The sequence below is a fragment of the Thermococcus sp. 101 C5 genome, assembly GCF_009372125.1.
GTDB classification, from domain to species: Archaea; Methanobacteriota_B; Thermococci; order Thermococcales; family Thermococcaceae; genus Thermococcus_A; species Thermococcus_A bergensis.
On record NZ_WHIZ01000064.1, the window covers coordinates 1 to 10,788 of the forward strand.

Consider the following 10,788-nt stretch of genomic DNA (forward strand, 5'->3'; position numbering starts at 1 on the left):
TGGATAGCCACTTTTTTAAATTCCTCTAAGGTTTCCTCACTAATAACAAAGGTCGCCTTAGGCACACTAAACCACCCATTAAGAAATACTAAGTCAAAATATTTAAACTTCACGCTTTTAACCATTTAGAGAACAGCCCTGTTGGGCATATCCTTTGACAGCCTCTGCAGAACTCGACGCAGTTCTCAGGGTTCACTACCTTGGGCTTGCCCTCTGAGGCATCGTAAACCCCATGAGGGCAGAAGTTCACACAAGTCAGGCAGCCGGTGCACTTGTCATAGTCGATTATGGGGTACCAGTTCTTTGCCATTTTCATCCCTCCTGGCTATCAACACTCATAGCTTCCTCAATTGCTTTGATTGCCTCCTCTGTGGTCATATTTCTGATCTCTATTCCTATGAATTTGTTCTCGTCAAATCCAAGCTCCTTAAACGTCCACCCGAACATCTTCTTCTGCATAACCGGGTCGCAACCGGCCACGAAGAGCTTCTCTATGTCTTCTCCATTCTTAAGCAGAACCCTCCAAAAGTTGTCACCGTCTGTAGCACATAGCTGGGGATGCAGAGCGACAAAATCAACTTTCTTCTCCCTTCTGAAGTGGTTTAAAATCTCGAACACGTTCATCTTTTGGAAAGATGGGCATGTACCTTGACAGACACAGAGTATGAGACCTTTCATGGGCATCACCAATATATCTGAAGAAAATTTCATTTAAAAAGATTTTCAGATGTAAAGGTTCTCAACCTATGGTTTAAGATTGAGCTTTATCCCCACCTTGTCTGCTATCTCTAGGGCGACTTTGAGGACGTCCTCATCGCTTATGTCGAGGGTGGGTTGCTTGGCTATCCCGAAGTCCGTGACAGTGAAGCTGTGGTCGATTTTTATTCCCGCTTTATCAATAACCTTTGTAGCGCACTTCATCGGGCAGCCATCGATAACGATTACCTTCTTCGCTCTCTTCCCTATGTCGAGGTGCATTTCTGAGCCGGCGGCAACCGCTGTGGTGCAGCATAAACGGGCGTTTTGGCCAGCATTGGTTAGTAAAACTCCAACCTCATGACCTATTTTCCCGACACTTGCAGCTCCCGAGCATGTGAATATTATGTCAAGGTTTTCAGCTTCTTTATGGCAACTCGGAAGAAACTTTGGTAATTTTTCCATCTCTACTTCCTCAGGCATTTTAATCACCTCACTAATATTAGAAAAATTTCATTTAAAATATTTTTCATATGTCTTTGTTTTAAACTACTGGTGTGAGGACAAAAATGTTCAGAAAACTTTAAATTTCCTTCACATGAGACCCCTTTGATATCCATGTTGGTTCTTAGAAACGTTACCTATTCCACAGATGGCAGAAAAATACTAGAAAACATCAACATGCGCTTTAAGGAAGGCATGAGTTATTCTATTTTAGGCCCGAATGGTGCTGGAAAATCCACTATAGCCTATATTTTGATGGGGGTTATAAAGCCAAGTGAAGGGAAGGTTTTGCTCGACGAAAGGGACATAACCGACCTGGGTATCACAGAAAGGGCTAAGCTTGGAATTACACTGCTCTGGCAGGAGCCGGCTCGTTATGATGGGATAACCGTTGAGGAATACCTCACGCTCGGAGGAAAACTGAATGTAGATACGAGGGATGTAAAGGAAGTTCTTGAGATCGTTGGACTGCCATATGAACTCTACTGTCACAGGTTTGTCGATAGGAGTCTTAGTGGGGGAGAAAGGAAAAGAATTGAGCTTGCATCTATTCTTCTCTTAAAACCGAAGTATGCTATACTCGACGAACCGGATTCCGGTTTGGATATAACAGCAAGTGAGCTGATAGACAGAATTTTGGGATATTTGAAAAAAGTTGGAACTACGGTAATTTTAATTACCCATCACGAAGAAATTGCAAAGAAAACGGACTTCAGTTATTTTGTTTGTGGTGGAAAAGTGGTGAGAAAAGGTTTCTCTGACGAAGTTGTTGAATATTATAAGAGGGCCTGTGGAAAGTGTCCCCTTTTGGAAGGGATGAGTGATGGTCATTAAGATCGATCGAGTAAAGGAATACGAAGCACTGGTGGAGATTTACAAAAAAGAGGGCCTTGATACCTCCTTATTTGGAGACAGGGTAGCTGCGATAATTATAAGTGGAGACAAAATAATTGGATTAAACAACGTTGAAGGCGTTGAAATAGTCGGTGAGGAAATAGAGAACGGCGTTAAAGCTGAAGTGAGAATAGCAGATGGAACTGAACTCCCGTTCCCTATTCATCTATGCACCGGATTTTTAAAAGATGAGGGGTATCAGAGGGTAATTTTTGACATAACCATCGGAAAGAATTCTAAAGTTAAATTCCTCTCCCATTGTATTTTTCCCTATGCCAAGGACTTCACCCATGAAGCATACGCGAAAATCAGGATTGGTGAGGGGTCATCAGTTGTCTATGAAGATGAACACGTTCATGGGGAAGGCGTGAAAATGTTCAGCAAGACGGAGGTAGAAGTTGGGAAAAGAGGAAGGTACACGGGGAAGTTCTCATTAACTAAGCATCGAGCAAAGGATCTTAAACTTGAGATGACGGCTGAACTTGACGATTACGCTGTGACAGAGCTTGTTTCAAAAATAAAAGCTGTTAAAGACGATTCCGTGGAAGTTAAAGAGGTGGCATATTTGAAGGGAAGTCATGCAAAGGCGAATCTAAAGACCACAGTAATAGCCTTCGATGATGCAAGGGCAAATGTAATTAACGAGGCGTATGGCCTCGGGGACTACACGAAGGGGCACGTGGAGTGTCACGAGATTGTGAAGGGGAACGCTGATGTCCAAACGATTCCTCTGCTTCGTGTGAAAAACGATAAAGCAGAACTCACCCATGAAGCATCTATAGGGAGGATAAACGAAGCACAGCTGATGCAGCTCATGGCAAAGGGATTGACTGAGGAAGAGGCGGCGGAGCTGATAATCAAGGGGCTTCTGAGGGAATGATTTTTCATTTGGTTTAAAAACTGGAAAAAATGTTCATGCACTAAGTTTTTCTCTTGTTTTTATTTCGCTCTCTTTGATGAGGAACTTCTCTCCTTTTGCTTCTATGGCTCTGTAGTAGCTCGGGACGTAGAATATGGGAGTTCTCATGATAACACTCTCGTTAACCCAGCTTACTTCGGTTATTCCCTTTGGTTTGCCGTGTTTCACGATTTCTTCCCACACTCCCTTGTTTATTATACACCCTGGATCATCTCCAAGCAGATCCAAGGTATAGTGATAGGCTCTTGCCCTGCAACCTCCACATATGTTTCTATAGGGGCATGTCCTACATTTTCCTGTGAAGTTGTCTCTATCACGGAGGAAGTTCATGATTTTGCTCCCTTCCCATATTTGCTTGAAATTCTTCGTTCTCACGTTTCCCACTGGAAGCGGCAAGAAAACACATGGAACCACAGTTCCATCGGGTTCAATTCCAGCGTAGATCCTTCCTGCTCCACACCCACCTATGAACTCTGCTAGAGTTTTAACAGCATTGTTCTCTCCAATGTAGAAGTGGGCGGGAGTGATGTTTTTGCCCTTGGACTCCATAAGGGTTATACGGGCATATTGGGGAGCTGTTGTTAGTATTTCAAATTTTCTCTTTTTCATTTGCATGTAAACCGCTTTCATGAACTTTTCACGTTCTTCGGGGCTTAGATCAACATTTATCATGTCTTCAGCTCTACCTGTGGGTACCAGATTGAAGAAGATAACCCTCTTTACCCCGATGGTTTCTGCCAGGTCGAGAATATCGTCAATTTCTTGGAAAGTTTCTTTATCCATAACAACTGCCATTCCGTGGCTTACTCCAAGTTCAACGGCATTCTCAAGGGCTTTTATCGCACGCTCCCAGGCTCCAGGAATCCCTCTAAATTCGTCATGTTTCTTTGGATTCGCTGAGTCTATGGAAACTTCAACGTATTTCAAGCCAAGGTCAACTGCCTTTTTGAGATTCTCTTTATTGGCAAAAGTCCATCCGTTTGTTGCAACTGAAGTGTGTATTCCTCTAGAAGCGAGTTCTTTGACAACGCGGTAGAAGTGAGGATGAATGGTTGGTTCGCCCCCGCTCAGTGCCACTGCGGCAACTCCTGCCCTGTCCAGCTGATCCACTAATTTTATTTTTTCTTCAAGAGAGAGCTCGCTTGGTAAGGGCTTGTCGGCCCTCTGGTAGCAGTGCTTGCATCTAAAATTGCACATGTTCGTGAAGTTCCACACTATCAGGAAGGGACTGGCTAGACGCTGGGGAACGGTAACACCATACTTTGCTATGCCCTCAAGCACAACCCAAATTCCCCTTCTTATGTGTGGATCCCTTAAGAGAGCTTCTTTGACTGCTTCTTCATTCCCCCTCGCAATCTTGATACCAAGCTTTAAGAGGAGTTTGATAACATCAGCCTGAAATCTCACCGTTACGGGACATCTAATATTCTCACCAGCATAAAGAGCGAGAGCCCAATACAAAGCAGGCATCTCTCTCCCATTTATTTCGTATTTTTTTAGAGAAGGCTTTATAAGTTTCCTCGAAATAGGATTGCCCAGAATAAGCTTGAAAGCAAGGAGAGCACGTTTAATTTGGTCCTCGCTGTCTTCACTCATAATATCACCTCCCGGCAGTTTTATTAAAATTTCCAGAATGGATTTTACATTGAATTATAACGGCAAAATTTGAAAAAAGTCTCCTTATTCAATTAAAATTATGATTGCAAACTAATTATAATTAACCCCTCACATGTGCGGTAGATGTTTTCACGGAAGACATGGGAAAGAAAAGTGTTTTTAAAGCGGTCATTAACACCCATGCTCCCCGCATTCCCCTCCGTGCTCTTTTTCTCGCTCGATTTTTTCTTTCCAGTGTGGGTCAACCTCAAGAACCTGATGGATAAAAGCTTCTACTACATCCTTAATCTTTCCGTAAGCCCCGGTAACGACCTCAATGCCGAGCTGGTTGAAATAATCTATTGCTCTCCTTCCCATTCCGTAAGCTAGAACCACACTGCCGCCGTGTTCTTTCACAAAGTTAGGTAAATCTCCAGGGGCATGTTCATCGAAGGGGACTTCAACGACCTCTGCACCTTTAATCTGGTTTTCTTCCACATCCACGAAAACGAAGTATTTTGCCCTCCCAAAATGCCCGCTTACCTTGCTTTCTAAACCTTTATCATCTTCAGCCGGGATTGCAATCCTCATTTGCATCACCGAAAATGATTGAAATTTATGACATATAAACTTTGTGCATATGCACATTTTTATGGATATGAAATTCTTTTCTCCATTCAGTAAATATACGTCCCTTTGTTGCAACTGATGTGTGTACCCCAAAAGCAGGCTCTCCAACAATGCGGTAAAAGACGAGAGATTTCCAGCTTTCCCTCGCTTTTTGCCACGTAATGGCTTATTGGTTTTCTGGTAGTTGCTTTAATGTCCAGTTAGAGAAAATACTTAAAAGAGCTATTTTCCTATGTGTGGGTAGGTGGTGTAAATGGATATCGAAGAAAAAATAGCACTGATAACGAGGAAGCCTACTGAGGAAGTGCTGACAGTTGAGAACCTCAGACATTTACTGGAAATTGGAATGCCACTGCAGCACTACATAGGATTTGAAATAAGCGGTTACATTCACCTTGGCACAGGATTAATGGCCGGTGCAAAGATAGCCGACTTTCAAAAAGCCGGAATAAAAACGAGGATATTCCTTGCGGACTGGCACAGCTGGATTAACGATAAGCTCGGGGGAGACCTCGAAGTCATACAGAAGGTTGCCCTAACTTACTTCAAGGAAGGTATGAAGCAGAGCATTAAGGTTATGGGCGGCGATCCAGATAAGGTAGAATTCGTTCTGGCCAGCGAGATTTTAGAGAAAGGAGATTACTGGAGGACAGTCATTGATATTTCAAAAAACGTCACCCTGGCAAGAATGCTACGCTCTATAACAATTATGGGAAGACAGATGGGAGAGTCAATTGACTTCGCAAAGCTAATCTATCCGGCCATGCAGGTTGCGGATATTTTCTACCAGGGAGTTAACATAGCTCATGCAGGAATGGATCAGAGAAAAGCCCATGTCATTGCTATTGAGGTTGCAGAGAAGCTAAAGTATCATCCGCTTGTTTGGAACGGGGAGAAGGTAAAGCCCATCGCTGTTCACCACCACCTCCTCTTAGGCCTCCAGGAGCCTCCAAAATGGCCAATTGAAAGTGAGGAGGAGTTCAAGGAAATCAAAGCGGCAATGAAGATGAGCAAGAGCAAACCCTATTCGGCCGTCTTCATCCACGACAGCCCAGAAGAAATAAAACAAAAACTTAGAAAGGCATTCTGTCCGGCAAGAGAAGTCAAATACAACCCGGTGCTTGACTGGGCTGAGCACATAATCTTTAGAGAAGAACCAACGGAGTTCACAATTCACAGGCCGGCCAAGTTTGGAGGAGATGTGACGTATACAACATTCGAAGAACTCAAGAAGGACTTTGCCGAGGGCAAGATACACCCACTTGACCTAAAGAATGCGGTTGCTGAATACTTAATAGAGCTACTCAAGCCCGTTAGGGAGTACTTTGAGAAGCATCCTGAGCCCTTAGAACTCATGAAAGAAGTACAGATAACAAGATGAGCCTTTTTCTTCTTTTAAAATTTGAACAGAATGGTGCGGGGGCGGGGATTTGAACCCCGGAACCCCTACGGGACGGGACCCTGAATCCCGCGCCTTTGACCAGGCTCGGCAACCCCCGCGCGTTAGTAAATGAATTCCAAAGGGCTTTTAAATCTTTCTAATCCACATGGCCCACTCGCAGTTTAATCTTCAAGCCATATTTCTATTCTCTGCACTCCCTTTCCCGCACTTGAGCGTTTGAGCTTTTTTATATGTCCTATCTCCTTAATGTCCTTCACATGTGTCCCTCCGCATGGGAGGATTTCAAAGTCCCTGATTTGGGTTAGCCTCTTCTCCCCTTCCCACCAGATTTTGACTTCTCCACCCTCATCAACATAGCGGTTAAAGAGTTCGATTATTTTTTCTTTGTATTGATTGAGGTTTTCAGGATATCTTAAATCGTATCTTCCCTTTTCCGGGCTCATGCCGCTTCCATGTAACTGCCAGTTTCCTTTTCCAAGAACTTCATTGAAAACATGGTCTAAGAGGTGCAGTGCTGTATGGATTCTCATAAGCTTATAGCGCCTCTCCCAGTCGAGTTTTAATTCCACTTCGTTTCCAACGCTGAAGGGACTCGAATCTTCTACGACGTGCCACACATTCCCGCTTTCATCTCTGTAGACGTCTAAAACTCTAACTTCATTTATAGTGCCCGTATCGTGGGGCTGTCCCCCTCCGGTTGGATAGAATATGGTCTGGTCTAAAAGCAAGGCATTCTCCTTTATCTGGATTACCTTTGCCTTAGCTTCCTTCAAATATGCATCCTCATAGTAGAGTTTTCTCGTCATTTACACCACCTAACAAAATAATAGAAAAAGAGAAATTAAAAACCTAATGCTACCTTTTCTTCAGCATGAAAATAGCTACACCCACCAAAATTACCGCTCCCGCTACTCCGGCTATCTGGGTAGTCGTTAAGTTGGTTCCTTCCGATGACAGCCTGTATCTGATGTAACCTCTCTCAACGTCCCCTACAAGGGAATACACGTCTTCAAATGGGGCACCGTATCTTACGAATACGTTGGCCGTTATTAAAATCCTGTTCCCATCAACTTTTGTGGAAAGGAAATACGTGTTTCCTTTGACTTCTCTGCTTATGTTCTTTGGCACCTCAACAATTTCCGCTTCCGGCGGGAGGATGAATTCAATTTTTAGGCTCTGGTTTATTTCGTTTTGGGCCCTGTATCCCAGTTGTGAAGGATTTAGAAGTGTTGGATCAAAGGAATATTCGTAGGTTCCATTTATCAACTTGGTAAAGTTTTTCAGTAGGTAGTTGGTCTCTATTGTCAAGGGCCCTTCTTTGTCCAAGCCTAATATGCTTGCATTTGCGTCTTCCACGGTCATCCCTTGAGCTACCATCCCCTGAAGATAGTTTTGGAGGATCAGACCGGTAACATTCTCCGCCCCCATAAGGTTTATTTGAAGCTTTATGAATTCTACTTGCTCTTTTGGTTCAATGTAGGTATCTCTTATGAATAACTCGGTAGTCCCATCATCTAAAATCTCCGCCCTTAGATACTGCTCAGTCTTTACTGATTGATATGTTTCTTCTCCTTCATAGGGGGTTGTGTAGCGAATGTAAAATGCATTGTAATCACCGAAGAGTGCTCTGAATCCTTCTGGAGAAAGGTTTTCTTCCAGGTAGATATCAGAGCTTATGATGACTTTATTACCTTCCACTTTTGACGTTACGGAGAATTTGCTCTGGCCGAATTCCTTTGCGTACGCTTGGGGGTATTCAACCAGCTCCGCCCCTTCAGGGAGCTCTATAATAAACGTGCTGTGAAGTTCCATTTTTTGAGAAAGTCCAGTGTCTGGAATTTGCATAGCTCCATATCCCCTAGTCGGGTCAACTATTATTTCCCAGTAGCCGTCGTATGAATAGTAATTGGCAAACTTCTCTGCATACGCTGTGAAAACTACCGTGAAATTGTCCTCCCTAATGCTGGTCACTTTGAAGGTTTGATTTTTAGTCTCCACTCCTGTGTTTTTTAAACTGGCGATATAGCTGCTCAGCTGCTCTTCCTCAAATTTTGCTATTGCTTCTTCTTCGGTAAGGTTTGTTTGATTTAATATGCTGGCAATCTCTTCTTGTATCTTGTCTTTTGGACCCAGGATAGAAGTCACTACCGTTATTTGAGCATCCCCGTTTCGAAGCACCCCAACTTTGAGCGTAAATTCCTCCTTATAATAATCTATAGCCTCCACCTGAACAAAAGAAAGGCCCAAAAGTAAAATTATCAAAAAACTTCCTAACCTTTTCATTTTTATCCCTCAATGTTTTTTGTTCCAAAAACTAAATGGTGATAGAGTATTTAACTCTATTCATCGATAACGCTGAAAAAGAGAGTGAAAAGAAAAATCACCACTTACTTTCGTCGAGTTCTCCTTCAGTTTTTGCAACTATTGTTGTTCCTGCCAAGTCGCCGGTAACGTTGACCATTGTTCTGCCCATATCGAGGATGGCGTCAATTCCGAGTATCATTGCATAAGCTAAAGCCACCGCACTTCCGGGCTCTAGCGGCAATCCAACGCTTTCCAGGACCATTGCGAGCATTATAGCCCCAGCTCCAGGCACACCTGCGGTTCCAATTGAAGCCAAAACTGCTGTGATCACTATTACAAGCTGCTGGGTGAATGGCAAGGGCTGTCCGATCGCATTGGCAATGAACATCGCACAAACACCCTGGTATAAAGCGGTACCGTCCATGTTGATCGTAGCACCCAATGGAAGTGTAAATGAGTAAATGCTCTTTGAAACTCCCAGGTTTTCCTCTGCAACACGCATTGTTACCGGTAAAGTACCGCTTGAGCTCCTTGTGACGAATGCAGTGATCATTGCATCCTTAGCTTTATTTAGGAACTTGACCAAGTCTAGGCCAAAGACCTTAAGGAGTAGTCCATAGACGAACACTATTTGAATTACCAGACCAAGGTAAACCGCCACTGTAACTTTTGCCAGAGGCCCAACAACTTTTACCCCTTGGGTTGCTAGAACGTAGGCTATCAACGCAAAAACACCTATTGGTGCATACTGCATTACTCCCCTAACGATTTTGTACATAGCTTCTGCCAGTCCATCGAAGGCATTGTAAAGGGTTGTTGCTGAGTTTTTGATCCTCTCGTTTTCGCTGTTCATAAGGTAGCTGAGGGATATTCCCAGGACAATGGCGAAGAATATTGTTGGCAAGACATCACCATTTGCAAGGGCTGCAAAAGGATTCGTGGGCACGATGTTTAGGAGAGTCTGCACGAGGGACGGAGCCTGCGCCTCTATTGCCTTTCCTTCCCCTGCACCGAGCTCAAGCCCAATGCCTGGCTTGAAGATGTTTGCCATTAAGAGCCCTATAAAGACTGCGAAGGCTGATGTTACCATATAGTACAGCACTATCTTTATACCTACCCTTCCAAGCCTCGCTGGACTTATGCTCGCGGCACCGACGACCAATGAGGCCAGAATGATTGGCATCACTAGCATTTTCAAGAGTCTAACAAAGAGGTCACCGAGGGGTTTTATTGCAGTCGCTGCTTCAGGGTGCCCACTAGACCCCACTACCAACCCGTAAATTGCACCTAAGATCAATCCAATAAATATCTTTCTCAAAATTGTTAACAACCGTTCTGCCTACCCGTAAAGTGTGTGTAGGGTGTTAATTTCGTAACGGGTAGGCTTCCAGCCTCCCGTCTTCATTGGCTGGCTTTCGGGGGGAACGGAGACTCCCCACATCTTCAAGGCTCTCGACAGTCCCCATTCGGGCTTGACAAACCCCACATTCTGGGAACTGCTTCACCACAAGGAAGTATAATTAGAGACTATTTAAAAATTACGGAAAACAAAAGAGATACTGTCAGGATAACTGGGGTATCACCTCCTGAAGCCATTCAGTAACATCACCAGGCGGATCACCAAAACTAGAATGAATTCTGACAAAATTATACCAGAAGGCAAACAGAAAAACAAACCTATGAACCCTCCTCCAGTCTTTACCCCTGAAATTATTCCAGAAACGCTTCGTCCTCTCCTTCAACGTCCTAAACCAGCGCTCAACACTGTTCCTCGGCCCGAAAGTCACATGCAGATAATCCAGCCCGAGAGATTTAAACGCTGATTTATACCACGGCCCTTTGT

11 protein-coding genes, 1 tRNA gene and 1 pseudogene are annotated in these 10,788 nt (G+C 43.9%); 3 read left to right on the plus strand and 10 right to left on the minus strand.

Features of this window, described 5'->3' with window-relative positions; all coding sequences use genetic code 11:
- Positions 1 to 109: 109 nt before the first annotated feature.
- Genes GBV73_RS09045 through GBV73_RS09055 form a run of 3 tightly spaced genes read right to left on the minus strand, consistent with a single transcriptional unit; the run spans position 110 to position 1,179 of the window.
- Positions 110 to 310 carry an ATP-binding protein gene (locus GBV73_RS09045; RefSeq protein WP_152880887.1) on the minus strand — a complete coding sequence of 67 codons (201 nt, stop codon included), beginning with the start codon at positions 308 to 310 and terminating at the stop codon, positions 110 to 112.
- 2 nt (positions 311 to 312) lie between these two features.
- A complete protein-coding gene (locus GBV73_RS09050) occupies positions 313 to 684 on the minus strand; it encodes a heterodisulfide reductase subunit A-like protein (RefSeq protein WP_253910344.1) in 372 nt (123 codons plus the stop codon).
- Positions 685 to 744: 60 nt separating this feature from the next.
- Positions 745 to 1,179, minus strand: a complete 435-nt coding sequence (locus tag GBV73_RS09055) for a putative zinc-binding protein (protein ID WP_152880889.1) — start codon at positions 1,177 to 1,179, stop codon at positions 745 to 747.
- A gap of 135 nt (positions 1,180 to 1,314) precedes the next feature.
- Between GBV73_RS09055 and GBV73_RS09060 the strand changes: the two genes are divergently transcribed.
- Both GBV73_RS09060 and GBV73_RS09065 read left to right on the plus strand, forming a co-directional pair.
- On the plus strand, positions 1,315 to 2,034 hold the full coding sequence (locus GBV73_RS09060) for an ATP-binding cassette domain-containing protein (RefSeq protein ID WP_152880899.1): 720 nt from the start codon (positions 1,315 to 1,317) through the stop codon (positions 2,032 to 2,034).
- Complete coding sequence (locus GBV73_RS09065) at positions 2,024 to 2,974, plus strand: SufD family Fe-S cluster assembly protein (RefSeq protein ID WP_152880891.1); 951 nt, start codon at positions 2,024 to 2,026, stop codon at positions 2,972 to 2,974. Before GBV73_RS09060 ends, GBV73_RS09065 begins: the two co-directional genes overlap by 11 nt.
- 33 nt (positions 2,975 to 3,007) lie before the next feature.
- On the opposite strand, the gene GBV73_RS09070 is transcribed toward GBV73_RS09065, so the two are convergent.
- Positions 3,008 to 4,609 (minus strand): radical SAM/SPASM domain-containing protein, encoded by a 1,602-nt coding sequence (locus GBV73_RS09070; RefSeq protein WP_152880893.1) that lies wholly within the window; start codon positions 4,607 to 4,609, stop codon positions 3,008 to 3,010.
- A gap of 192 nt (positions 4,610 to 4,801) precedes the next feature.
- Complete coding sequence (locus tag GBV73_RS09075; RefSeq protein WP_042699606.1) at positions 4,802 to 5,200, minus strand: NifB/NifX family molybdenum-iron cluster-binding protein; 399 nt, start codon at positions 5,198 to 5,200, stop codon at positions 4,802 to 4,804.
- Positions 5,201 to 5,492: 292 nt separating this feature from the next.
- Between GBV73_RS09075 and GBV73_RS09080 the strand changes: the two genes are divergently transcribed.
- On the plus strand, positions 5,493 to 6,620 hold the full coding sequence (locus tag GBV73_RS09080) for a tyrosine--tRNA ligase (RefSeq protein WP_042699604.1): 1,128 nt from the start codon (positions 5,493 to 5,495) through the stop codon (positions 6,618 to 6,620).
- Positions 6,621 to 6,651: 31 nt separating this feature from the next.
- Here GBV73_RS09080 and GBV73_RS09085 read toward each other — a convergent pair.
- The 5 genes and pseudogenes from GBV73_RS09085 to GBV73_RS09105 all read right to left on the minus strand — a co-directional run.
- Positions 6,652 to 6,739: transfer RNA gene (locus tag GBV73_RS09085), tRNA-Leu, on the minus strand.
- Between the two features lie 63 nt (positions 6,740 to 6,802).
- Entirely contained in the window at positions 6,803 to 7,447 is a 645-nt protein-coding gene (locus GBV73_RS09090) for an alanyl-tRNA editing protein (protein ID WP_042699602.1), read from the minus strand.
- Between the two features lie 49 nt (positions 7,448 to 7,496).
- Complete coding sequence (locus GBV73_RS09095) at positions 7,497 to 8,924, minus strand: exodeoxyribonuclease VII small subunit (RefSeq protein WP_152880895.1); 1,428 nt, start codon at positions 8,922 to 8,924, stop codon at positions 7,497 to 7,499.
- A gap of 97 nt (positions 8,925 to 9,021) precedes the next feature.
- Complete coding sequence (locus GBV73_RS09100) at positions 9,022 to 10,266, minus strand: dicarboxylate/amino acid:cation symporter (RefSeq protein ID WP_371717082.1); 1,245 nt, start codon at positions 10,264 to 10,266, stop codon at positions 9,022 to 9,024.
- Between the two features lie 241 nt (positions 10,267 to 10,507).
- Positions 10,508 to 10,788, minus strand: a pseudogene (locus tag GBV73_RS09105) (IS6 family transposase); the annotation flags it as partial.

Excerpts from the sequence above, each read along its gene's own strand:
- GBV73_RS09045 (WP_152880887.1), bottom strand. The coding sequence starts at position 310 with ATGGCAAAGAACTGGTACCCCATAATCGACTATGACAAGTGCACCGGC.
- GBV73_RS09050 (WP_253910344.1), bottom strand. The coding sequence starts at position 684 with ATGCCCATGAAAGGTCTCATACTCTGTGTCTGTCAAGGTACATGCCCA.
- GBV73_RS09055 (WP_152880889.1), bottom strand. The coding sequence starts at position 1,179 with ATGCCTGAGGAAGTAGAGATGGAAAAATTACCAAAGTTTCTTCCGAGT.
- GBV73_RS09060 (WP_152880899.1), top strand. The coding sequence starts at position 1,315 with ATGTTGGTTCTTAGAAACGTTACCTATTCCACAGATGGCAGAAAAATA.
- GBV73_RS09065 (WP_152880891.1), top strand. The coding sequence starts at position 2,024 with ATGGTCATTAAGATCGATCGAGTAAAGGAATACGAAGCACTGGTGGAG.
- GBV73_RS09070 (WP_152880893.1), bottom strand. The coding sequence starts at position 4,609 with ATGAGTGAAGACAGCGAGGACCAAATTAAACGTGCTCTCCTTGCTTTC.
- GBV73_RS09075 (WP_042699606.1), bottom strand. The coding sequence starts at position 5,200 with ATGAGGATTGCAATCCCGGCTGAAGATGATAAAGGTTTAGAAAGCAAG.
- GBV73_RS09080 (WP_042699604.1), top strand. The coding sequence starts at position 5,493 with ATGGATATCGAAGAAAAAATAGCACTGATAACGAGGAAGCCTACTGAG.
- GBV73_RS09090 (WP_042699602.1), bottom strand. The coding sequence starts at position 7,447 with ATGACGAGAAAACTCTACTATGAGGATGCATATTTGAAGGAAGCTAAG.
- GBV73_RS09095 (WP_152880895.1), bottom strand. The coding sequence starts at position 8,924 with ATGAAAAGGTTAGGAAGTTTTTTGATAATTTTACTTTTGGGCCTTTCT.